Here is a 21,526-nt window from a genome sequence, read left to right on the forward strand (position 1 = left end):
CGCACAATTGGCTCCTCTCCAAGATACCAATCTCGATAGACTGGCTTGCATGGACTCCCGAGTGAGCGCGAGGGCGCTGACAGCGCGACTGGGTGGATGGCGCACGAGCGAACCCGCATACGAGGCCCTCGCCGACGGGATCCGCCTGCTCTGTCTCGACAACAGGCTCCCCGCCGGGACCGCGCTGCCGGCAGAGCGGGCACTCGCCTCCGTGCTCGGCGTCAGCCGCACCACGGTTGCGGCCGCATACCGGAGCCTCCGCGACAGTGGCCACATCCGCAGCCTCCGAGGCTCGGGCAGCGTCACGCAGGGAGCGCCGCAGCGCGCCGCCACCAGAACGGTGTCCGACCCCCGCGCCGTCGATCTCCAGCAGGCGAGCCCTGCGGCCTGGCCCGGTCTGGCCGGTGTGTTCGCCGAGGCGGCCGCGCAGACAACGGCGCTCCTGGCTCGCCCCGGCTACGACGTGGTCGGTCGCGAAGAGTTGCGTGCTGCGCTGGCCGACCAGTACACGCGTCGCGGCATTCAGACGACGTCGGCCCAGATCCTCATCACGAGCGGTGCGCAGAGTGCCCTGCACCTCCTCGCGACCGTCCTGGTGCGCCGCGGCGATCGGGTGATGATCGAGAGTCCGACGTATCCGCATGCGGCCGAAGCGCTCCGTTCCGCCGGCGCTCGGCTGGTGAGCGTCCCCGTGACGCCCGACGAGGGGTGGGACCTGGATCGCGCCGAGCAGGTGTTCGCGCGCGTCCGCCCGAGTCTCGCGTACCTGATGCCCGACTTCCAGAATCCGACGGGCCGCTCGATGACCGGCTTCGAGCGCGAGCTGTTCGTCACGGCCGCCGCGCGTGCGGGAACGGTGCTGATCGTCGACGAGACCACGGCCGATCTCGACATCGACCGTGCGATCGAGCCGCCCCCGTTCGGGGCGGACCCGCAGGACGAGCAGATCGTCCGCGTCGGTTCGTTCGGCAAGACGGTCTGGGGCGGGCTCCGCGTCGGTTGGATCCGGGCGGATGAGGAACTCATCCGTCGTCTCATCGCGGCCCGCTTTCCCATCGAGCTGGGAACCCCCGACTGGGAGCAACACGTCGCGACTCTTCTCCTCCCGCATCTGCCCGAGGTCATCGCGCAGCGCGCGCATCTGCTGCGAACCGGACGTGACACGGTCAGCGCAGCCCTAGCGGAGCAGCTTCCCGAGTGGACGGTTCCGGCGGTCGACGGCGGCGTGGCGTTGTGGGTGGAGCTCGATCGCCCTTTCAGTAGCGCGCTCGTGCTCGCCGCGTGCGCCGAGGGCATCCTCCTTTCCGCAGGGCCCCGTTTCGGCGTGGACGGCGGTTTCGAGAAGAACCTGCGCATCCCCTTCACCGCAGCCGCCCCCGATCTCGAGCGCGCCGTCGACGGGATCGCTCGTGCCTGGGGGCGGACCATCGGGGGAGCGGCGCCGCTCAGAGAGGGTGCGCTGGATGCGGTCGTCTGAGGCTCAGCCGCGGCGGAGCACCGCGACGGCGTCATCACGTCGCCAGAACTCGCCGACGTCGACGAAGGCCCGAGAGGACCACCGGTAGCGACGGGCGCGATAGCGCGTTCCTTCAGGGCGCGCGAGCGCGTCGACCACGCCGATCACGACGCCCGCCGCGTCGAGCACGCGCCATCGATCCAGTCCGAGGGCGACCAGAGACGGAGCGGTCGCGGTGTTCATTCCTGCGTTCATCGGTCTTCCCTCCCGTCGTCTCGACGCTATCGACGGCCACCGACACCGCATCCTCGCTCCTCCCCAGTGCGAGACGGACGGCGGGTCCGCCGCATCCAGGTCCGCGAGAGGATTCGCGACCGGATCGGCCAGGCACAGTTGTCTCCGCTGCGGCGCCCGTCGGGCACCCGGGCGCCGCAGCGTCATCCCGCGTGCCCGATCGAGAGGAGACACACCATGAAGGAACGCATCACGATCGTCGGCAACGTGGCCGCGATGCCCGAGCTGCGGCGCATGCCCTCCGGCGACGCGGTCGTCAGCTTCCGCGTCGGGGTGACCGAACGTCGCCAGGACAAGCAGACCTCGCAATGGATCGACGGGAACACCAGCTGGTACCGCGTGAGCGCCTACCGCGGACTGGCCGAGAACATCCACCGATCGATCGGGTCGGGAGAGAGGGTCGTCGTGAGCGGTCGCTTCTCGCTGCAGGAATGGGAGACCGACACGAAGAAGGGCGTCTCTGCGGAGATCGAGGCCGAGGCCGTGGGTCATGATCTGCGATGGGGCACGACCGTCTACACGCGCACGGCTGCGCGGTCAGGGGACCCCGCCGGGCTCGATGGAAGCCGCCCCACGGGTCCGGTCGACGATGACGGGTGGGCGGCGCCCGGGGCGGAGAGCGAGGAGGTGAGCGTCGGGTCCACCCCGTTCTGATGCCTAAACTGGGCCCGTGACCTCGCCCCGCGCCGTCCGACTGTCCGCCCTCGTCCTCGTGGCCGCGGCCGGCGCCGTGATGCTCGCGGCGTGCACGCCGTCACCGCAGCCGAGCCCGACCGTGTCGATCTCGACACCCGCCGCCACGACCCCGGCTCCGAGCCCGACCCCGACGCTCGTTCCGGAGGGCTCGGCCGAAGACAACCTGCCGCTGTTCACGAGTGTGGTGGATGCGGTGTGGGCCGGGCCCGATCAGGTCTCGGGGCGTGCGTACATCGACGCGCTCACCGCAGCCGGCTTCGACAAGGCGGCGATGCAGGTCACCCCGGATCAGTCGACAGTGAACAATCCCGCCGAGAGCATCCAGTTCGCGGTGCGCTGGGGCGAGGAATGCCTGATCGGCCAGGTGGGACCCGCCACACGCGAGGCCGTGACCGTGGTGGAGCCGGGTCTCTCCGACGGCACGTGTCTGATCGGACACACCCGCGCCATCGACTGGTAGGCCGACGGCGGGGCGTGCGAGCGCCGTCTAGACTGGAGCGGATATGGCCGAATACATCTACTCCATGGTCCGTGCCCGCAAGGCGGTCGGCGAGAAGCTCATCCTCGACGACGTCACGATGGCGTTCCTCCCCGGTGCGAAGATCGGCATGGTGGGCCCCAACGGCGCCGGTAAGTCGACGATCCTCAAGATCATGGCCGGTCTCGACCAGCCGTCGAACGGCGAGGCGAAGCTGAGCCCCGGGTACAGCGTCGGCATCCTGATGCAGGAGCCGGAACTCGATGAGACGAAGACCGTTCTGGAGAACATCCAGGACGGCGTCGCGATCAAGGCCAAGCTCGACCGTTTCAACGAGATCTCGGGCCTGATGGCCGATCCCGACGCGGATTTCGACGCACTTCTGGCGGAGATGGGCGTGCTGCAGGAGGAGATCGACGCGGCCGACGGCTGGGATCTCGACTCGCAGCTCGAGCAGGCGATGGACGCACTGCGCACCCCGCCCGGCGACGCCGCGATCGGTCCGCTGTCCGGCGGTGAGCGCCGTCGCGTCGCGCTGGCGAAGCTCCTGCTCCAGAAGCCCGACCTGCTCCTGCTCGACGAGCCCACCAACCACCTCGACGCCGAGAGTGTGCTCTGGCTCGAGCAGCACCTGCAGTCCTACAAGGGTGCCGTCATCGCGATCACCCACGATCGCTACTTCCTCGACAACGTCGCGGAGTGGATCGCCGAGGTCGATCGCGGCCGCCTGATCGGCTACGAGGGCAACTACTCGACGTACCTCGAGAAGAAGGCCGAGCGTCTCGACGTCCAGGGCAAGAAGGACGCGAAGCTCGCCAAGCGCCTCAAGGACGAGCTCGAGTGGGTGCGTTCGAGTGCGAAGGGGCGCCAGACGAAGTCGAAGGCGCGTCTCGCGCGGTACGAGGAGATGGCGGCGGAGGCCGAGCGCACGCGGAAGCTGGACTTCGAGGAGATCCAGATCCCTGCCGGGCCCCGCCTCGGAAACGTCGTCATCGAGGCGAAGAAGCTCCACAAGGGCTTCGGCGACCGCGTTCTCATCGACGGACTCAGCTTCAGCCTGCCGCCGAACGGGATCGTCGGTGTCATCGGCCCGAACGGTGTCGGCAAGACCACGCTGTTCAAGACGATCGTCGGGCTGGAGCCGCTCGACGGCGGCGACCTGAAGGTCGGCGAAACGGTCAAGATCAGCTATGTCGACCAGTCGCGCGCGAACATCGACCCCAACAAGACGCTGTGGGAGGTCGTCTCCGACGGCCTCGACATCATCACGGTCGGCAAGACCGAGATCCCGTCCCGCGCCTATGTCTCCAAGTTCGGTTTCAAGGGGCCGGACCAGCAGAAGAAGGCGGGCGTTCTCTCGGGCGGTGAGCGCAACCGTCTGAACCTCGCGCTGACGCTCAAGGAGGGCGGCAACCTGCTGCTCCTCGACGAGCCGACCAACGACCTCGATGTCGAGACCCTGAGCTCGCTCGAGAATGCGCTGCTGGAGTTCCCCGGCTGCGCCGTGGTCATCACGCACGACCGGTGGTTCCTCGACCGCATCGCGACCCACATCCTGGCCTACGAGGGCACGGACGACAACCCCGCGCAGTGGTACTGGTTCGAGGGCAACTTCGAGGCGTACGAGCAGAACAAGATCGAGCGACTCGGTCCGGATGCGGCCAACCCGCACCGTTCGACGCACCGCAAGCTGACGCGCGACTGATGCCGGATACGGATCGCCCCTGACGGGCGATCCGTATCGTGCATGCGAGCAGGGGAGAGATCATGACCGAGGCCCAGCGCCGGCTCCATGTCCCCATCCACCTGCGATGGGGCGACCTCGACGCGTTCAACCACGTCAACAACACCTCGATGCTCAAGCTTCTCGAGGAGGCGCGCGTGCGTGCCTTCTGGGCCGCGGATGACACCGAGCCGCAGTATCCGACCGCGGTCGTCCCGGCCGGGGCCACGGCCGGTGTGCTGACTCTCATCGCGCGCCAGGAGATCGAGTACCTGCATCCCGTGCCCTACCAGCGCGCACCGCTCGACGTCCAGTTGTGGTTCGGGAGCCTCGGCGGATCCAGCATGGAGGTCTGCTACGAGGTGTTCAGTCCGCTGACGGGCGAGCAGCCGCAGACTCTCTACGCCCGCTCGTCCGCCGTCGTGGTGACGGTCGACGCCGCCACGGGGCGGCCCATGCGACTCACCGAACGGATGCGTGAGGCCTGGGAGCCGTACCTCGGCGCGCCGATCGCCTACGCCCGACGGCGCTAGGACGCCTCGCCCGGAGCCGGCACACGCACCATGATCTCCTGCGCGACGCTGGCGACGAGCTCGCCGGTGCGGGTGTAGATGCGGCCGGTCGCGAGCCCTCGCCCCCCGCGCGCGCTGGGGGAGTCCTGCGTGTAGAGCAGCCAGTCGTCGACGGCTGCGGGGCGGTGCCACCACATCGCATGATCGAGACTCGCCACGTTGAGCCGCGGTGTGCGCCACGTGAGGCCATGCGCGCGCAGGATCGACTCCTGGATGGTCATGTCCGAAAGGTATGCGAGCATCGCGCGATGCAGCAGGGGATCGGCGGGCAGAGCCCGGCGCAGCCGCATCCAGACGCTCTGATGCGGTTCCGGCGTCACCGTCTCGCTTTCGAACAGCGTTCCGGGAACGTGGCGGACCTCGACCGGCAGCTCGCTGATGCTGCGCATCGACAGGGGATGCAGCTGGTCCGACTCCTGCGGCACGAGTGCCTCAGGCTCCGGCACGTCCGGCATCGGCTCGGCGTGGTCGAGGCCGGCATCCTCGGTCTGGAACGACGCGATCATCGAGAAGATCGGTACGCCCTCCTGGTACGCCTGGGTGCGGCGGGCCGAGAAGGAGCGGCCGTCGCGCAGGCGGTCCACGGAGAACGTCAACCCCCGCGAGGAGTCGCCGGCGCGCAGGAAGTAGCCGTGCATGGAGTGGATCGGGCGGTCCTCGGCGACCGTGCGGGAGGCGGCGACCACGGACTGGCCGAGGACTTGACCGCCGTAGATGCGTCCGAGGGGCATGGCGTGCGAGTCGCCCGTGAAGATGTCCTCGGTCGTGCGCGCATCGCTCGACGCGATCGAGAGGACCTCGATGAGGGAGCCGACCGGGTCGCTCCCGTGCTCCGTGCGTCCGACGGTGGGTTCATCGCTGATCGTCATTGGTTCTCCTCGGCTCGCCGCATGCACGCGTTGCTAGTTTAGGTGGGGTGTCCGCTCGTCTCCTGTTCCCCGATCCCGAGGCCGCGGCGGACGCTCTGACGTTCGTCGGACGGGCCGGAGCGCTCGACCGCGAAGCGGCCGTCCACTTCCGCGGTGCCGGAGGTGTGCTGACCATGACGACGGCGGTGCTGGCCTCCCGTGGCCTGCTCGATGCGACTCCGACGGTGCTGGCCATGCGCGTCCTCCCCGTCGACCCGGAGCTCGAGTGCGACCTGAGCGTGCCCGCCTCGCAGCTGACCGCCGCGTCAGACACCGCGATCGAACTGGGCGAGACGGCCGTCCGGCCCGCGTGGGCGGGCGTGTCCCCGCCGCGCACCGGATGGGAGCCGTCGGACCGGATCGCATCGGAGGTGCTGGCCGCACGAGCGCAGTGGGGGATGGCGGCCGTCGCCGATGCGCTGCCGAGCGACCCCGGCGAGGAGGTCGTGCGCTCGGCTCGGCTCCGGGTGTGGGCGGAGCCGGACGAGGCGCTGGGCTCCCAGCTGCGCGCCGTCGCTTTCGGCGCGGTCGCGATGGGCTTCGTGCTCGGCGCGGAGCACGCTCGAGTGTTCTCCGCCCCCGGGTGGACGCGCGTCTCGTTGTCGCGGGGTCACATCCTCGTGCGCGTACCGATGCGGTCAGGGATGACAGCCGTGCGTGCGACGGGCTCCTGACGGTTCAGACGGCGCTCGCGGCGGCGCGTCCCGCGGCGCGGCCGGAGTAGAGGCAGCCGCCGAGGAACGTCCCCTCCAGGGCGCGGTAACCGTGCACGCCGCCGCCCCCGAAGCCGGCGGCCTCGCCAGCGGCGTAGAGCCCCGGGATCGCCTCACCGTGCGCATCGAGCGCTCTCGCGTCGAGGTCCGTCAGGATGCCGCCGAGAGACTTGCGTGTCAGCACGTGGAGCTTGACGGCGATCAAGCCACCGCCCGCGCGATCGAGGATGCGATGCGGCCGGGCTGTGCGCACCAGCCGATCGCCGCGGAACGCCCGCGCGGAGCGCAGCATCGCCACCTGGGCGTCCTTGGTGAACGGGTTTGTCCATCTCGCGGTCTCGCGCCTCGATCTCCCGCCGGGCCCGATCGGGATCGAGGGCGTCGCCGCCGGGCATACGCCGCATGCCGGCGAGCAGATCCTCGAGTCGGTCGGCGCGCACGAAGTCTGCGCCGTGCTCCAGGAACGCGCGCACCGGACCCGATGCGCCCTTTCCGAGCCGCGAGCGCAGGAGCAGTGAGACGTCCTTGCCGGTCAGGTCCGGATTCTGCTCGCTGCCGGAGAGCGTGAACTCCTTCTCGACGATGCGTTCGGACAGGACGAACCACGAGTGGTCGTGTCCGGTGGCGCGCAGATGGGCCAGGGTTCCGAGGGTGTCGAAGCCGGGGAACAGGGGGACGGGCAGCCGCTCGCCGGTCGCGTCCAGCCAGATGGAGGAGGGGCCTGGGAGGATGCGGATCCCGTGCTGCGGCCAGACGGGATCCCAGTTCTGCAGCCCCTCGACGTAGTGCCACATCCGGTCGCTGCCGATGAGCGTTGCTCCCGCCTGTTCCGCGACCGAGAGCATCGAACCGTTGACATAGGCCGGGACGCCGGCGACCATAGTCGCGGGCGGCGTCGCCAGCCGCTCCGGCCAGCGCTCGCGGACCAGCGCATGGTTGCCGCCGATCCCTCCGCTGGTCACGATGGTCGTGGCCGCCTCGATCGAGAAGTCGCCGACCACATCGTGCGGAGTCGCTCGTCCGCGGTCGGTGTCCGCGGAGATGAGAACGTCGCCGCGGGCCCCCGTGACCGCGCCGGCGCTCGTTTCGAGCACCGTGACGCGATGACGGGCGAGGATGCGCAGGCGTCCAGCTGCTTCGGCCTCTTCGATCTCCGCCGCGAAGGGAGCGACCAGTCCGGGGCCGGTGCCCCATGTGATGTGGAAGCGAGGCACGGAGTTGCCGGGGCCGGTCGCGGTGTAACCACCGCGTTCCGCCCAGCCCACGACGGGGAAGAACGACACCCCGCGCCGGCGGAGCCACGAGCGCTTCTCGCCGTGCGCGAAGTCGAGGTACGCCCGAGCCCATCGCGCGGGCCACTCGTCCTCGGCCCGGTCGAAGCCGGCCGTGGCGAACCAGTCCTGCGCGGCGAGCTCGGGGGAGTCTCTGATCCCCATGCGGCGCTGCTCGGGCGAGTCGACCAGGAACAGCCCGCCGAACGACCACCACGCCTGCCCTCCGAGGTCTACACGCGGCTGCTGGTCGACGATCGTCACCGACCGCCCGGCGCGCAGGGCCTCGCAGGCTGCCACGAGTCCGGCCAGACCCCATCCCACGACGAGAACATCGGTGCGGTGGGATGCGGTCACGGTCACTCCTTCGTGGTCGCCGCAGGATCGACCGGGAGGGAGGAGCGTGTCCCCGCCGCAGGTCCGATGCCTGCGGGCTCGAACGTGTTCACCATGGCATAGGCCGCGCGCTGCAGGTAGTCCCACAGCGTCGCCTCGAGGATCGGCGGCAGGTCACACGCATCGACGGCGTGCCGCATGTGCGAGAGCCACCGGTCGCGAGCATCCGGATCGACGTGGAACGCCGCGTGGCGCATGCGCAGCCGCGGATGACCCCGCTGTTCGCTGTAGGTCGTCGGTCCGCCCCAGTACTGCTCGAGGAAGGTCTGCATGCGGACCTTGGCGGGACCGAGGTCGGCCTCCGGGTACATGGGCCGCAGGACCTCGTCGTCGGCGATGCCTTCGTAGAACGCGTCCACGAGCTTGGTGAAGAAGGCGTGCCCCCCGACCTGGGCGTAGAAGCTGACGGGCTGCTGGCTCATGCGGACTCCTCGGGCGGGGTGCGGGGCTTACGTGGCTTTCGCGGCGCCGCCGAATGCGTGTCATCGCTCGTTGGCGCTCCGTCTCCGGCGGGGGCGACCGCCTCGCCCTCTGCGGCGGCTTCCGTGGCGGCGCGGGCGCCCCTCCCCGTGCGCTTCGGGCGCCACACCGGGCGTTCGTCTGCCGCGACGGGGATGGGCTTGGTGCGGGGAGGGTTCGCCCCGCGCACGCGACCCGCCGCCTCCAGTCCGCTCAGCATGATCGAGTTCAGCAACGGCAGCTGGATGCCCATGGCGTCCATCGCACGCTTCAGGCGCACCCGGAGCTCTCGCGCGACGTCGTCCTTGGCGTTGGAGCGGGTCTTCATGACGAGCCGGATCACGAGAGCATCCCCGGAGATCGATTCCAACCCCCAGATCTCGGGCTGTTCGATGATCCTGGTGCGCCACTTGGGATCCTTCGCGAGATGCTTCGCCGCATCGAGCATCGCCTTCTCCACCGCATCCAGGTCGGCATCGACGGGGACAGAAAGGTCGATGATGACCCGCGACCACCCTTGCGACATGTTGCCGATCCGGGTGATCTCACCGTTGCGCACGTACCAGAGCGTCCCGTTGACGTCGCGCACGTGCGTGACGCGCACGCTGACGTACTCGACGACACCGGTCGCGAGTCCGAGGTCGACGACGTCGCCGATGCCCACCTGATCCTCGGCGACGATGAAGATGCCGTTGAGCACGTCCTTGACGATGTTCTGCGCGCCGAAGCCGAGCCCTGCGCCGATCGCCGCCGTGAGCAGCGCGAAGGAGCCGAGGATGCCCGAGTCGATCGTGTTGACGATCAGGATGATGCCGATGATCACGATCGTGACGTTGACGATGTTCTGCAGGATCGAGCCGAGCGTGCGGGTGCGCTGGACCAGTCGCACGGCGGCGAGCGGGGAGCGATCCAGCGCCTGGGTGTCGGTGACCTGAGCTTTGCTCTTCGCGCCGGAGACGATGCGCTCCACGACCCGGTGGATCACGCCGCGGAGGATCCAGGAGACGATGATGGCGCCGACGATGATGGCGAGCACGCCGAGCGCCTTGAATCCGGCGGTGGTGAAGAACGACCCGATGTTCGGCCAGAACGCCGGGTCGTTGGGGTCGAAGACGAAGGTGTGCGTCACCTTCTCGATGCTACCGATCGCCGCTCTCACCGAGCTGGATGCCGCCGCCGTCGACGAGCCCCGCACGGTGGGCGATCACGACCGCCTGCACGCGGTCGCGTGCGCCGAGCTTGGCGAGGATGCGACCGACGTGCGTCTTCACGGTGGACTCGCCCAGGAACAGGGCCGCCGCGATCTCGGCGTTCGTGGCACCCTGAGCCATGGCGAGGAACACCTCGCGCTCCCTCTCCGTCAGCGTCTCGGTCGGATCGGGTGCTGCCGAGCGCACGGGCGGTGTGCCGAGCAACTCGATCATCCGGCGCGTCACGCGCGGCGAGAGTGTGGCATCGCCTCGGTGCACCGCGTGGATCGCCGAGATGAGTTCGTGGCGTTGCGCGTCTTTCAGCAGGAACCCGCTCGCGCCCGCGCGCAGAGCGGCGAAGGCGTACTCGTCGAGATCGAAGGTCGTGAGCACGAGGACGCGGGCATCGGGGTGAGCGGCGACGATGCGTTCCGTCGCGGTGATGCCGTCGACGCCCGGCATCCGCACATCCATGAGGACGACGTGCGGTTCGAGGGTCGCGACGGCCGCGACGGCGGATTCCCCGTCGGCGGCTTCGCCGACCACCTGAAGGTCGTCCTCGGCGTCCAGCACCATGCGGAAGCCGAGACGAATGAGCTCCTGGTCGTCGACGAGCAGGATGCGGATGGGATCGTTCATCGGGTCTCCTCCTCGGTCGGCAGCCAGACGTCGAGGGTCCAGGTGCCGTCGCCGCGTCGGGTACGCAGGGTGCCGCCGGCATGGGCGACGCGCTCGGTGAGTCCGCGAAGCCCGAAACCTGCGTTCTCGTCGTCGCTCTCGTCAGCGACGCCGTTGTTCATGATCCTGATTCGCACCGCATCCGGATCCTCGCGGATCTCGACGACGGCCTCCGTCGCGCGAGGCGCGTGCCGCATGGCGTTCGTCATCCCCTCCTGCACGACGCGACCGATCGCCAGCTCCGTGGTCGGCGCATGCGTGCTCGTGCGTCCGGAGGTGCGCAGCACGACCGGGTAGCCCGCGCCCTGCGCGGTGGCGACGACCTCCCGCGGCGAGGGGGCGGTGAGGGGCGCCAGAGGTGCGGAGCCGGTGTCATCCGTGCGCAGCACGCCCAGCATCGCCCGCATCTCGGTCAGGGCGCCGCGGGCGGTGTCGGCGGCCGAGCGGGCGGCGGAGCGCGCGCGCTCGGCGTCGGTCGTCGCCGCGGCGCCCTCCGACAGCGCCACGATCACCGTCAGCGAGTGCGACACGATGTCGTGCATCTCCCGTGCGATACGGGTGCGCTCGGCAGCCGTGGCGAGCTGTGCCTGCTGGTCGCGTTCGATCGTCAGTTGACGGGAGCGTTCGATGAGGGCTTCGACGTAGCGCTTGCGGCCGCCGACGTTCGCGCCGATGAGCGCCCCGATCAGGAGCATGATCATGGTCGCGATCGTCGCGCCGATCGCCGTGGACCACCCCTCGCCGAGCCCCACGCGTACAAGGCCGGAGATCACGAGGGCGCCGCTGAGGATTCCGGCGCCCGCCCACGCTGCGCGGCTGGAGCGGTACACCGACAGCGAGTAGACGGCGATCGCGAGCGCGACGCCGCTCGGAAGCATGGGGTACGGCGCGAACGGGTAGGGGAGGGCGGCGACCAGGAAGACCGTGATCGGGAAGCGCCGACGCCAGAGGAGCGCGATCGCGGTGCTCGCGGGAACGGTGATCGACACGATCACGCCGACGGGAGCCCAGGCGGGATCCATCGGAGCCGCGGCGATCAGGCCCGGCCCGGAGAGGACGAAGGCGAAAAAGGCGACGAGTGCGTCGGCGAAACGCGGATGCCGCGACCAGTACCGGCGGATGGCCCCCGGAGGTCGCGGCAGCAGCAGGCCGTCGTCGGGGGGAGTGCTCTCCGCCCCGGCGACGGCCCGACCGCGCTTGCTCATCCGCTCGACTCTACGCGTCGCGGCTCTTCAGGACGGCGCTCGCGCCAACGAGGCCGACGACGACCCAGACGGCGAGCGTGAGGCTCGCGGCCCAAGGCTCGAGCTGGTCGCTTCCGCCCGAGGTGCCCATCAAAAGCTGCCCCGCGTTCGAGGGCAGGAACCGGGCGGCATCCTGTACCCAGCCCCATCCGGGCAGCGCGGCGAAGAAAGCGGGGACGATGGGCAGGACGAACACGAGTCCCACACCGAGGGCGATCGCTCCCGGACCGTTGCGGAGGATGTAGCCCGTTGCGACGCCGATGATCGCGATGACGGCCATGGTGAGGGCGCCCGCCAGCAGCGGCAGCACGGAGACCTCCGGATTCGAGAAGTCGAGTCCGAGGTCCTTGCGCGCCATGATCGGTGCGGTCGCCGCGGCGGCGATGGCGAAGATGATGACGCTGGACACGAACACGAACCCGGCGACGACCACCGTCTTGGCCAGAAGCGACCCGAGTCGTCCGGGCGCAGCCGTCAGGGTGGAGCGCATCATCCCGGTCGAGTACTCACCGGTGACCTGGATGGCGCCCAGGATCACGGCGAGCAGCATCGTGAACGTCGTCGGCGCGAGGATCACCATCGTGGCCAACGAACCGTCGTCGCCCTGCGGGCCGCCGTCGAAGCTCGTGATCGCCCACGCCATCAGCAGTGAGAAGCCGATCGAAAGGACGGCGACGATCGCGATCGACCACCAGGGGGAGCGCAGCGTCAGGAGCTTGAGCGTCTCGCTGCGCACGAGTCGGGGGAAGGAGAGGCGGTACGAAGCCTCCGTCGCGGTGACGCGACGCGCGGGGGTGGTTGTGGTGGCGCTCATGCGACTTCCTTGCTCTTGTACTCGACGGATTCGCCGGTGAGGGCGAGGTAGGCGTCTTCGAGCGAGCCGCTCTGCGGGCTCAGCTCGTGAAGGGGGATGCCGGCTGCCGCCGCAGCATCGCCGACGGCTTCGGGCAGCGCGCCGACGACGTCGGCCGTTCCGGGCTCGGTCTGGGTGATCTCGATACCCGCCCCGGAGATGAGGGGGATGAGCTCCGCAAGCCGCGGGCTGCGCAGGCGGATGCGGGTGCTCGTCCACTCCGAGACCAGCTGCGACACGGGGGCGTCCGCGAGGACACGGCCCTTGCCCAGCACGATGATGTGGTCGGCGGTGATCGCCATCTCGCTCATGAGGTGGCTCGAGAGCAGAACGGTGCGTCCCTCGCTGGCGTAGTGGCGCACGAACTGTCGTACCCAGCGTACGCCCTCGGGGTCGAGGCCGTTCACCGGCTCGTCGAGGATCAGCGTCTGCGGGTCGCCCAGCAGCGCCGCCGCGATGCCCAGGCGCTGGCCCATACCGAGCGAGAACCCGCCCGCGCGCTTCTTGGCGACCGACTCGAGGCCCGTCAGCGCGATGACCTCGTCGACTCGGGAGGTCGGGATGCCGTGTGTCGCCGCAAGCGCCCTCAGGTGGTTGCGTGCGGAGCGGCCGGTGTGCACGGCCTTGGCGTCGAGAAGCACGCCGACGCGGGTCAGGGGCGAGCGCATCTTGCGGTAGTCCTCGCCGTCGACGGTCACGTTGCCGTGGGTCGGTCGGTCGAGTCCCACGATCATGCGCATCGTGGTGGACTTGCCGGCGCCGTTGGGTCCGAGGAAGCCGGTGACCTTGCCGGGCTGGACGGTGAAGCTGACATCGGAGACGGCGTGCTTGTCCCCGAACTGCTTGGTGAGGTTCTCTGCGACGATCATGGCTCCACGCTACGAGCCGGCACCTCGCCGCCGCGTCCCCCTGTGGTACCGATCTCTTCCGGTACGCCTCGTCCCAGAGGCGGAGACGAACGGAACGCCCCGTCGACCGGTGGTCGACGGGGCGTTCGGGATAAGTCGATCAGGCGTCCGCCTCCTGGACGGAGAGGGCGCGCTCCACGCCGGCGAGGTTCTCGGCGACCAGACGGCGCAGTGCCGCCGGTGCGTCGCGGTTCTCGATGAGCCAGGTCCGCGTCGCGTCGCGCAGCGCGACATCCGCGAGAGGCGCTGGGTACAGGCCGACGATGAGGTAGTTCGCGATCTGGTAGCTGCGCGATTCCCAGACCGGCAGCAGCATGTCGAAGTAGGTCGACACGAACGGGACCAGCAGATCGCGACCTGCCGGGTGGGTGAAGCCGGCTGCGGCCGAGCGGACGACGGTGTTGGGAAGGTCGTCCGAACCGACCAGCGCGTCCCACGCGTGCCGCTTGGCCTCTGCCGTGGGCAGTGCCGCCTTCGCCTGGGCGGCGAACTCTCCGCCCTTGGCCGTGTTGTCCGCTGCGAGGGCGGCGTCGATGTCCGTCGTGGTGACGAGTCCGCCCGCTGCGAGCGAGACGAGCAGCGCCCAGGACAGGTCGGCGTCGATCTCCAGACCGTCGAGGACGAGTTCGCGCTCGCGGAGACTCCGAACGCGCGCGAAGTGCTCCGGGGTCGTCGCGGCGGACGCGAACGCGGTCACGAACTGCAGCTGGCTGTCGCTTCCCGCGGCGGCGCCCTGGGCGAGGTCCCAGAGGCCGTCGGCGACGGCGGCACGTGTGGCATCGCGCTTGGCGGGGTCGACATAGGCGTTCGCGGTCAGCTGCAGCTGCGCGAGCGTCGTGCGCACGGTCGTGGACTCGGTCTCGGCCGCGATGTTGCCGAGGACGAGCTGCACGTACTCCGAGGCGGAGGCCTCCGCATCCCGCGTCTGATCCCAGGCGGCGCCCCATACGAGGGAACGGGCGAGCGGGTCGCTGATCTTCGACAGGTGAGCGACGGCTGTGGCCAACGACCGGTCGTCGAGCCGGATCTTCGCGTACGCGAGGTCGTCGTCGTTCAGGAGGATGAGGTCGGGGCGACGGTGGCCCACGAGCTCGGCGACGTCGGTGCGGTCGCCGTCGACGTCGAGCTCGATGTGGTGCACGCGCACGAGGGCGTCGCCCTGCAGGTCGTAGAAGCCGATGCCGAGACGGTGCGGACGGATGGTGGGGTAGTCCGCCGGAGCCGTCTGGATGATGGAGAACTTGCTGATGGTGCCGTCCACGGACTCGTCCACCGCGGGGGTGAGCGTGTTGACGCCGGCCGTCTCCAGCCACTTCTTCGACCAGCCCGACAGATCGCGGCCGCTCGTGGCCTCGAGCTCCGTCAGCAGATCGGGCAGCTCGGTGTTGCCCCACGCATGCTTCTGGAAGTACGCGGACACGCCGGCGAAGAAGGCCTCGACGCCGACCCACGCGGCGAGCTGCTTCAGGACGGAGCCGCCCTTGGCGTAGGTGATGCCGTCGAAGTTGACCTGGACATCCTCCAGGTCGTTGATCTCCGCGACGACGGGGTGCGTCGAGGGCAGCTGGTCCTGGCGGTAGGCCCAGGACTTCTCCATCGCGTTGAACGTCGTCCATGCCTCGGTCCACTCGGTGGCCTCGGCGGTGGCGATGGTGGATGCCCACTCGGCGAACGACTCGTTCAGCCAGAGGTCGTTCCACCACTTCATGGTGACGAGATCGCCGAACCACATGTGGGCCAGCTCGTGGAGGATCGTGACGACACGACGCTCCTTCACCGCATCCGTGACCTTGCTGCGGAAGACGTACGTCTCGGTGAACGTCACGGCGCCCGCGTTCTCCATCGCACCCGCGTTGAACTCCGGCACGAAGAGCTGGTCGTACTTCGCGAACGGATAGGCGACGCCGAACTTCTCCTCGAAGTACGCGAATCCCTGACGGGTCTTCTCGAAGACGTAGTCGGCGTCGAGGTGCTGCCACAGGCTCTTGCGCGCGAACACACCCAGCGGGATGACGCGGCCGGACGAGCTGGTGAGCTCGGAGCGGGTGACCTCATAGGGACCCGCGATGAGCGCCGTGATGTACGACGAGATGCGGGGAGTGGGCTCGAACGTCCACGTCGCGATGCAGTCGCCCGTGGGCGCGGGCTCGGGGGTGGGGGAGTTGGAGACGACCTGCCAGGACGCGGGAGCGGTGATCGTGAACTGGAAGGTCGCTTTCAGGTCGGGCTGCTCGAACACGGCGAACACGCGCCGCGAATCGGGTACCTCGAACTGCGAGTAGAGGTAGACCTCGCCGTCGACCGGGTCGACGAACCGGTGCAGGCCCTCGCCGCTGTTGGTGTACCGCGCGTCCGCGTCGACGGTCAGCACGTTGTGGGCGGCGAGGTTCTCCAGCTGGATGCGGGAGTCCGCGAAGGCGGAGGGGTCGATGTCGACGCCGTTGAGCGTGATCCGGTGCACACGCTCGGCGATGAGGTCGACGAAGGTCGAAGCGCCCTCGGTGGCGGCGAATCGGATGGTGCTGGTCGAGCGGAACAGCTCCGCTCCCGTGGTCAGATCCAGCGCGATCTCGTACGACTCGGTGTCGACGACCGCGCGGCGCTCCTGCGCCTCGATCCGGGTGAGGTTCTCTCCAGGCACTGCGTTTGCTCCCATGGGGTGAGGGTGTGAAAGGCGCGGCATCGCTGCTGGCGACACGGGCGAGACCTCCAGCCTACGGTTTTGCTGCGCATCGGCGGTATCGCTCCGGCTCGATCCGTGCACGGTGCGAGGATGTTGGCGTGACTTCCCCTGAACAGACCCCTCTTCAGACCGAGACGCCCCGGCACCCCCGTGCCCTTCGCATCGGCACACGCCGCGAGCGGTCCGCCCTGGGTCGAGCAGCCCACCGCCTACGACGCCGTCCTGCTCGCCGGGTTCGGGGGGCCCGAGGGGCAGGATGACGTCATCCCGTTCCTGCGCAACGTCACCCGCGGGCGCGGTATCCCGGACGAACGTCTGGAGGAGGTGGCGCACCACTACCGCCACTTCGGAGGCGTGAGCCCGATCAACGCGCAGAACCGCGCGCTGAAGGCCGCGCTCGAGGCGGAGATCGCGCGGCGCGGTCTCGCGCTGCCGGTCTACTGGGGAAACCGCAACTGGGGGCCGTACCTGGAGGAGGCCGTGCAGGAGGCCGCGGATGCCGGTCACACCACCCTGCTGGCGGTCGCGACGAGCGCCTACAGCTCGTTCTCCAGCTGTCGCCAGTACCGCGAGGACTTCGCCCGCGTCCTGGACGCGACGAACCTGGGCGGGCAGGTGACGATCGACAAGGTACGTCAGTTCTTCGACCACCCGGGATTCGTGTCGACGTTCATCGAGGGCGTCAGCGAGGCCGTTTCGGGCTTCCTCGCCGAGGGCGTGCCGGCCGAGCAGATCCGCGTGCTGTTCTCGACGCACTCCATTCCGACCGCCGACGCGCAGCGCTCCGGCCCGCGGGACCGCGACTTCGGCCCCGGCGGCGCCTACGAGGCTCAGCACCTGGCGGTCGCGGAGGTCGTCATGGCGCAGTCGGCACCGGAGATCGGGTGGAAGCTCGTTTACCAGTCGCGTTCGGGTCCCGCATCCCAGCCCTGGCTCGAGCCCGACATCAACGACGAGATCACGGAACTCGCGGCGGCCGGAGTCACGGCCGTGGCGATCGTGCCACTCGGCTTCGTGAGCGACCACATGGAGGTTCTGTGGGACCTCGACACGGAGGCCATGGAGACGGCGGAGGAGGTCGGCATCCGTGCCGTCCGCACACCGACGCCCGGCATCGATCCCGCATACGTGTCGGGACTCGTGGATCTGATCGAGGAGCGACTCGCCGGTACTCCGGCCGATCAGCGTCTGCACCGGACGTCGCTCGGACCGTGGTTCGACGTGTGCCGCCCCGGTTGCTGCGAGAACATCAGGTCGGGCTTCAAGCCCGCAGCCGCCGGCATCGCCCCGTGAGTGCGGGGCGGGTCCGCGCGTCCCTAGGATGAGCATCATGCGCATCCACATCGCCACGGATCACGCCGGCCTCGAGTTCTCGACGCGCCTGCAGCACCATCTCGCCGAAGCCGGTCACGACGTCGTCGACCACGGGCCGCTGGAATACGACCCGGTCGACGACTATCCGGCGTTCTGCATCCGCGCCGCGCAGGCGGTCGTTCGCGATCAGGCGGCCGGCATCGAGACGCTGGGCATCGTGTTCGGCGGCTCCGGCAACGGCGAGCAGATCGCGGCGAACAAGGTCGCGGGGATCCGTGCGGCGCTGGTGTGGAACATCGCGACGGCCGAACTCGCGCGCGAGCACAACGACGCGAACGTCATCGCGATCGGCGCGCGCCAGCACACGTTCGAGGAGGCCACCACCTTCATCGACCGCTTCATCGCCACACCGTTCTCGAACGAGGAGCGGCACGTGCGCCGCATCGCGCAGATCGCGGACTTCGAGCGCGACGGCTCGCTTCTTCCCGATCCGCGTGCGGGCCTCGCGCACCCCGATGTGCTCGACGACGCGTCCAGCAGCTTCGACCCGGAAGCGGGCTGATGCCCGAAGGCCATTCCGTTCATCGGATCGCCCGGCAGTTCGATCGCAACGTCGTCGGACACCGGGTCCTCGCGTCGAGCCCTCAGGGGCGATTCGCCGAGGGCGCCGCGCTGCTGGACGGCCGCGAGGCGCTGTCGGTGCGCGCTGTCGGCAAGCAGATGTTCCTCGAGTTCGAGGGGGATCTCTGGCTGCGGGTGCATCTGGGGATGTACGGCGCGTGGGACTTCTCGGGTGAGATCCTTGTCGACCCGACGATCGCCTCCGCCAACGGGCGCATGGGACAGACGAACCAGCGGGGCACCGATACGGAGCGTATCGAGGACGCCGCCGGCGAGAATTCGCTGAGCTCGATCGGTGCGCCTCGAAAGGCGCGCGGACACGTGCGCATGTCGGAGCAGACGTCGGGACTCGACGACACCGACGCGACCTGGCCGCCCCCGATCGTGGGCCAGGTGCGGCTGCGGCTGCTGACCGAGGCCACGTGCGCCGACCTGCGCGGGCCCACCGCATGCGAGGTGCTGACGCCCGATCAGGTGCAGGCGGTCATCGCGAAGCTGGGCCCGGATCCCCTCGTCGACGACCTGGCCGAGGGTGAGGAGCGCTTCACGCGCGTCGTCCGGCGCAAGCCCACGCCGATCGGGCTCCTGCTCATGGACCAGAGCGTCGTCAGCGGGATCGGCAACGTCTACCGCGCCGAGCTCCTGTTCCGCGCCCGCCTCGATCCGCACACTCCGGGGCGAGACGTGCCCGAGGAGGTCGTCCGTGGCCTCTGGCGCGACTGGGTGAGGCTGCTGCGGATCGGGGTCGAGACCGGTCAGATGATGACGATGGACGACCTCACCCCCGACGAGTGGCGCCGGGCGATGGCGCATCGCGACGACCGGCATTGGGTCTACCACCGTGCGGGGCTGCCCTGCCGCATCAGCGGCACGTCGATCGTGCTGGAGGAGATGGGCGCGCGGAAGCTGTACTGGTGTCCGGTGTGCCAGAAGTGAGGATGCGGTGAGACAGAACCCCAGCTTCGCGATGACCGATGTCGCGGAGATCCGGCGGCTCATCGAGCACAACCCGTGGGCGACGTTCGTCAGCGCGGGGCCCGACGGTCTCGTCGCGTCGCACTACGCGGTGCTGCTCGATGACACGAGGGACGACCTGAGCATCGTTGCGCACGTCGGCAAGCCCGACGACGCCATCCACGCTCTGGGGGAGCGCGAGCTCCTCGTCGTGGTGCAGGGCCCGCACGGCTACGTGTCGCCCGGCTGGTACGGCGACGTGCCGGCGGTGCCTACGTGGAACTTCGTGGCCGCGCATCTGAGCGGCGTTCCCGAGTTGCTCGGCACCGAGGAGAACCTACGGGTGCTCGACCGTCTCGTCGAACGCTTCGAGTCGCCCATGCCGGCCCCGCGCCGGATGTGGGAGCGACCGAACGACGCCGAGTTCGTGCACCGGCTCGAGCGCGGCACGGTCGGATTCCGGCTCACCCCGAGCTCGGTCGTCGGCAAGCGGAAGCTGAGCCAGAACCGGCCGGCGGAGGTGGTCGACCACATCGTCGACATGCTGCGCGCCGACGGGCCTCACTCGAACCCGGCACTGGCCGACGAGATGGCCCGCACCCGGCGCGCGCGGCCTGAGGCATGACCCGGCCACGCATCGACGCGGTCGCGGACGTGCGGATCGCGGGACCGGGTGCCGAGCTCCTGCCGGGCGCGGAGGTGTACGACATCGTCCTGCGCGACGGGCGGATCGCCGACATCGCGCCTGCCGGGGCTCTTCGGTTGAGCGGAGCCGTGCATCGCGCCGACGGCGCCTTCGTCATCCCGGGTCTCTGGGATCATCACGTCCACGTGACGCAATGGGCCTTGGCGGCGTTGCGTGAGCCGCTCGGCGACGCGGTCTCGGCGAAGGATGCGGCGGCCCGGATGGGGCGGGTGGCCCCAGATGTGGACGGTCGGCGCGTGGGCACCGGATTCCGTGACGCGTTCTGGCCCGACGCCCCCTCGCTCGAGGTCCTCGATGCGGCGACGGGCGACATACCCACGTACCTGATCAACGCCGATGTGCACAGCGTGTGGCTCAACTCCGCAGCTCTTGCCCGCGAGGGCGTTTCGGCCGTCGACGGCGTCCTGCGCGAGGGGCCGGCTTTCGAGATATCGCGGCGCCTCAACGAGCTTCCCGAGAAGATCTCCGATGCAGCGGTGGCCGCGATGGCCGCGGCCGCGTCCGCTCGCGGCGTCGTCGGCGTCGTCGATCTGGACATGGTGTGGAACGAGTCCTCGTGGCAGCGACGACGTTCGACCGGCTTCGACCAGCTGCGTGTGGAGTTCGGTGTCTACCCGGACCTCCTCGACCGCGCCATCGCTGCGGGGCTGCGCAGCGGTGACGCGCTGCGCGGCGACCACGACGGCCTCGTCACGGTCGGTCCGCTCAAGGCCATCACAGACGGATCGCTCGGCACCCGCACGGCCGCCTGCTCGGTTGCCTACGCCGACGGGCCGCATCCGCACGGGCTGGTCACCATCACGCCGGGGGATCTGCGCGAGGTCATGACGCGGGCGACGGCGGCGGGCTTCGACTGTGCGATCCATGCGATCGGCGACGACGCACTGCGTCACGCCCTCGACGCGTACGCGGCCACCGGGGCGCACGGCACCATCGAGCATGCGCAGCTCGTGGCTGCCGCCGACATCCCGCGCATGGCCCGCCTCGGCGTGACGGCGAGCGTGCAGCCGGAGCACGCGCTCGACGACCGCGATCTGACCGACAGCATCTGGGCGACGCAGACGGCGCGTGCGTATCCGCTGCGCTCGCTGTGGGCTGCGGGCGTCGACCTCCGCTTCGGATCGGACGCCCCGGTCTCCCCGCTCGACCCGTGGCGCCAGATCGCCGCTGCCGCATCTCGCACGCGCGGCGGACGCGAGCCCTGGGTCCCCGAGGAGACCGTCCCGGTGGACGTCGCCCTCGCCGCATCCACTCATCGCGGGTCCGCGGATCCGGACACGATCGCCGTCGGTCAGCGCGCGGATCTCGCGCTTCTCGCTGCGGACCCGCGGAGGGGGGAGCCGGCTGCCCTGCGTGAGATGGAGGTCGTGGGCACGATCGTCGACGCCCGCGTGACGCACGTCGTCTGA

20 protein-coding genes and 1 pseudogene are annotated in these 21,526 nt (G+C 69.7%); 11 read left to right on the forward strand and 10 right to left on the reverse strand.

The features are described from left to right. Nucleotides 1–49 precede the first annotated feature (49 nt). Nucleotides 50–1,477: a PLP-dependent aminotransferase family protein gene (locus QE377_RS15890; RefSeq protein ID WP_307325186.1), complete on the forward strand. Its 1,428-nt coding sequence runs from the start codon at nucleotides 50–52 to the stop codon at nucleotides 1,475–1,477. 3 nt (nucleotides 1,478–1,480) lie between these two features. Here QE377_RS15890 and QE377_RS15895 read toward each other — a convergent pair whose 3' ends face one another. After that, entirely contained in the window at nucleotides 1,481–1,711 is a 231-nt protein-coding gene (locus QE377_RS15895) for a hypothetical protein (RefSeq protein ID WP_307325188.1), read from the reverse strand. A gap of 216 nt (nucleotides 1,712–1,927) precedes the next feature. On the opposite strand from QE377_RS15895, the gene ssb reads away from it, so the two are divergent. The 4 genes from ssb to QE377_RS15915 all read left to right on the forward strand — a co-directional run bounded on the left by ssb (nucleotide 1,928) and on the right by QE377_RS15915 (nucleotide 5,180). Beyond that, nucleotides 1,928–2,404, forward strand: a complete 477-nt coding sequence (ssb, locus tag QE377_RS15900) for a single-stranded DNA-binding protein (protein ID WP_307325190.1) — start codon at nucleotides 1,928–1,930, stop codon at nucleotides 2,402–2,404. A gap of 16 nt (nucleotides 2,405–2,420) precedes the next feature. Beyond that, nucleotides 2,421–2,906, forward strand: a complete 486-nt coding sequence (locus QE377_RS15905; RefSeq protein WP_307325193.1) for a hypothetical protein — start codon at nucleotides 2,421–2,423, stop codon at nucleotides 2,904–2,906. Nucleotides 2,907–2,949: 43 nt separating this feature from the next. After that, entirely contained in the window at nucleotides 2,950–4,629 is a 1,680-nt protein-coding gene (gene ettA, locus QE377_RS15910; RefSeq protein WP_307325196.1) for an energy-dependent translational throttle protein EttA, read from the forward strand. Nucleotides 4,630–4,691: 62 nt separating this feature from the next. Beyond that, nucleotides 4,692–5,180: a thioesterase family protein gene (locus QE377_RS15915; RefSeq protein ID WP_307325197.1), complete on the forward strand. Its 489-nt coding sequence runs from the start codon at nucleotides 4,692–4,694 to the stop codon at nucleotides 5,178–5,180. Here the strand turns inward: QE377_RS15915 and QE377_RS15920 are convergent. Beyond that, complete coding sequence (locus QE377_RS15920) at nucleotides 5,177–6,088, reverse strand: acyl-CoA thioesterase II (protein ID WP_307325199.1); 912 nt, start codon at nucleotides 6,086–6,088, stop codon at nucleotides 5,177–5,179. The two genes, QE377_RS15915 and QE377_RS15920, sit on opposite strands and share 4 nt — an antisense overlap. Before the next feature lie 47 nt (nucleotides 6,089–6,135). Here QE377_RS15920 and QE377_RS15925 point away from each other — a divergent pair, with 47 nt between their 5' ends. Continuing rightward, on the forward strand, nucleotides 6,136–6,801 hold the full coding sequence (locus QE377_RS15925; RefSeq protein WP_307325202.1) for a hypothetical protein: 666 nt from the start codon (nucleotides 6,136–6,138) through the stop codon (nucleotides 6,799–6,801). A gap of 4 nt (nucleotides 6,802–6,805) precedes the next feature. On the opposite strand, the pseudogene QE377_RS15930 reads toward QE377_RS15925, so the two are convergent. From QE377_RS15930 to pepN, 8 genes and pseudogenes are all read right to left on the reverse strand, one after another. After that, nucleotides 6,806–8,468 (reverse strand): annotated as a pseudogene (locus QE377_RS15930) (FAD-binding dehydrogenase). A 2-nt stretch (nucleotides 8,469–8,470) separates the two neighbouring features. Next, nucleotides 8,471–8,929, reverse strand: a complete 459-nt coding sequence (locus tag QE377_RS15935) for a globin (protein WP_307325206.1) — start codon at nucleotides 8,927–8,929, stop codon at nucleotides 8,471–8,473. Beyond that, the gene (locus QE377_RS15940) at nucleotides 8,926–10,095 is read right to left on the reverse strand and encodes a mechanosensitive ion channel family protein (RefSeq protein WP_373459541.1); all 1,170 of its coding nucleotides are present in this window, start codon (nucleotides 10,093–10,095) and stop codon (nucleotides 8,926–8,928) included. The genes QE377_RS15935 and QE377_RS15940 overlap by 4 nt, the downstream gene beginning before the upstream one ends. 10 nt (nucleotides 10,096–10,105) lie before the next feature. Beyond that, nucleotides 10,106–10,795: a response regulator transcription factor gene (locus QE377_RS15945; RefSeq protein ID WP_307325208.1), complete on the reverse strand. Its 690-nt coding sequence runs from the start codon at nucleotides 10,793–10,795 to the stop codon at nucleotides 10,106–10,108. After that, the gene (locus QE377_RS15950; RefSeq protein WP_307325211.1) at nucleotides 10,792–12,039 is read right to left on the reverse strand and encodes a sensor histidine kinase; all 1,248 of its coding nucleotides are present in this window, start codon (nucleotides 12,037–12,039) and stop codon (nucleotides 10,792–10,794) included. The genes QE377_RS15945 and QE377_RS15950 overlap by 4 nt, the downstream gene beginning before the upstream one ends. Before the next feature lie 10 nt (nucleotides 12,040–12,049). Further along, entirely contained in the window at nucleotides 12,050–12,892 is an 843-nt protein-coding gene (locus tag QE377_RS15955; RefSeq protein ID WP_307325213.1) for an ABC transporter permease, read from the reverse strand. Further along, nucleotides 12,889–13,800, reverse strand: a complete 912-nt coding sequence (locus tag QE377_RS15960; protein WP_307325215.1) for an ABC transporter ATP-binding protein — start codon at nucleotides 13,798–13,800, stop codon at nucleotides 12,889–12,891. The genes QE377_RS15955 and QE377_RS15960 overlap by 4 nt, the downstream gene beginning before the upstream one ends. Before the next feature lie 139 nt (nucleotides 13,801–13,939). Further along, nucleotides 13,940–16,480 carry an aminopeptidase N gene (gene pepN, locus QE377_RS15965; RefSeq protein WP_307326063.1) on the reverse strand — a complete coding sequence of 847 codons (2,541 nt, stop codon included), beginning with the start codon at nucleotides 16,478–16,480 and terminating at the stop codon, nucleotides 13,940–13,942. A gap of 192 nt (nucleotides 16,481–16,672) precedes the next feature. Between pepN and QE377_RS15970 the strand changes: the two genes are divergently transcribed. From QE377_RS15970 to QE377_RS15990, 5 genes are read left to right on the forward strand one after another with little or no spacing between them, the layout of a single operon-like run. Continuing rightward, complete coding sequence (locus tag QE377_RS15970) at nucleotides 16,673–17,815, forward strand: ferrochelatase (protein WP_307325217.1); 1,143 nt, start codon at nucleotides 16,673–16,675, stop codon at nucleotides 17,813–17,815. Nucleotides 17,816–17,852: 37 nt separating this feature from the next. Further along, nucleotides 17,853–18,398: a ribose-5-phosphate isomerase gene (locus tag QE377_RS15975; RefSeq protein WP_243227742.1), complete on the forward strand. Its 546-nt coding sequence runs from the start codon at nucleotides 17,853–17,855 to the stop codon at nucleotides 18,396–18,398. Next, a complete protein-coding gene (locus QE377_RS15980) occupies nucleotides 18,398–19,393 on the forward strand; it encodes an Fpg/Nei family DNA glycosylase (RefSeq protein WP_307325221.1) in 996 nt (331 codons plus the stop codon). The genes QE377_RS15975 and QE377_RS15980 overlap by 1 nt, the downstream gene beginning before the upstream one ends. Nucleotides 19,394–19,400: 7 nt before the next feature. After that, nucleotides 19,401–20,036, forward strand: coding sequence for an FMN-binding negative transcriptional regulator (locus QE377_RS15985; RefSeq protein ID WP_307325224.1), 636 nt, complete (start codon nucleotides 19,401–19,403; stop codon nucleotides 20,034–20,036). Next, complete coding sequence (locus tag QE377_RS15990; RefSeq protein ID WP_307325227.1) at nucleotides 20,033–21,526, forward strand: amidohydrolase; 1,494 nt, start codon at nucleotides 20,033–20,035, stop codon at nucleotides 21,524–21,526. Before QE377_RS15985 ends, QE377_RS15990 begins: the two co-directional genes overlap by 4 nt.

Origin of the sequence: Microbacterium sp. SORGH_AS_0862, from assembly GCF_030818795.1 — a bacterium.
In the GTDB taxonomy this organism is placed as follows: Bacteria; Actinomycetota; Actinomycetes; order Actinomycetales; family Microbacteriaceae; genus Microbacterium.

What these genes read in the sequence shown, in the direction of transcription:
- QE377_RS15890 (WP_307325186.1), top strand. Translation starts at nt 50, where the DNA reads ATGGACTCCCGAGTGAGCGCGAGGGCGCTGACAGCGCGACTGGGTGGA.
- QE377_RS15895 (WP_307325188.1), bottom strand. Translation starts at nt 1,711, where the DNA reads ATGAACGCAGGAATGAACACCGCGACCGCTCCGTCTCTGGTCGCCCTC.
- ssb (WP_307325190.1), top strand. Translation starts at nt 1,928, where the DNA reads ATGAAGGAACGCATCACGATCGTCGGCAACGTGGCCGCGATGCCCGAG.
- ettA (WP_307325196.1), top strand. Translation starts at nt 2,950, where the DNA reads ATGGCCGAATACATCTACTCCATGGTCCGTGCCCGCAAGGCGGTCGGC.
- QE377_RS15915 (WP_307325197.1), top strand. Translation starts at nt 4,692, where the DNA reads ATGACCGAGGCCCAGCGCCGGCTCCATGTCCCCATCCACCTGCGATGG.
- QE377_RS15920 (WP_307325199.1), bottom strand. Translation starts at nt 6,088, where the DNA reads ATGACGATCAGCGATGAACCCACCGTCGGACGCACGGAGCACGGGAGC.
- QE377_RS15935 (WP_307325206.1), bottom strand. Translation starts at nt 8,929, where the DNA reads ATGAGCCAGCAGCCCGTCAGCTTCTACGCCCAGGTCGGGGGGCACGCC.
- QE377_RS15945 (WP_307325208.1), bottom strand. Translation starts at nt 10,795, where the DNA reads ATGAACGATCCCATCCGCATCCTGCTCGTCGACGACCAGGAGCTCATT.
- QE377_RS15950 (WP_307325211.1), bottom strand. Translation starts at nt 12,039, where the DNA reads ATGAGCAAGCGCGGTCGGGCCGTCGCCGGGGCGGAGAGCACTCCCCCC.
- QE377_RS15955 (WP_307325213.1), bottom strand. Translation starts at nt 12,892, where the DNA reads ATGAGCGCCACCACAACCACCCCCGCGCGTCGCGTCACCGCGACGGAG.
- QE377_RS15960 (WP_307325215.1), bottom strand. Translation starts at nt 13,800, where the DNA reads ATGATCGTCGCAGAGAACCTCACCAAGCAGTTCGGGGACAAGCACGCC.
- QE377_RS15975 (WP_243227742.1), top strand. Translation starts at nt 17,853, where the DNA reads ATGCGCATCCACATCGCCACGGATCACGCCGGCCTCGAGTTCTCGACG.
- QE377_RS15980 (WP_307325221.1), top strand. Translation starts at nt 18,398, where the DNA reads ATGCCCGAAGGCCATTCCGTTCATCGGATCGCCCGGCAGTTCGATCGC.
- QE377_RS15990 (WP_307325227.1), top strand. Translation starts at nt 20,033, where the DNA reads ATGACCCGGCCACGCATCGACGCGGTCGCGGACGTGCGGATCGCGGGA.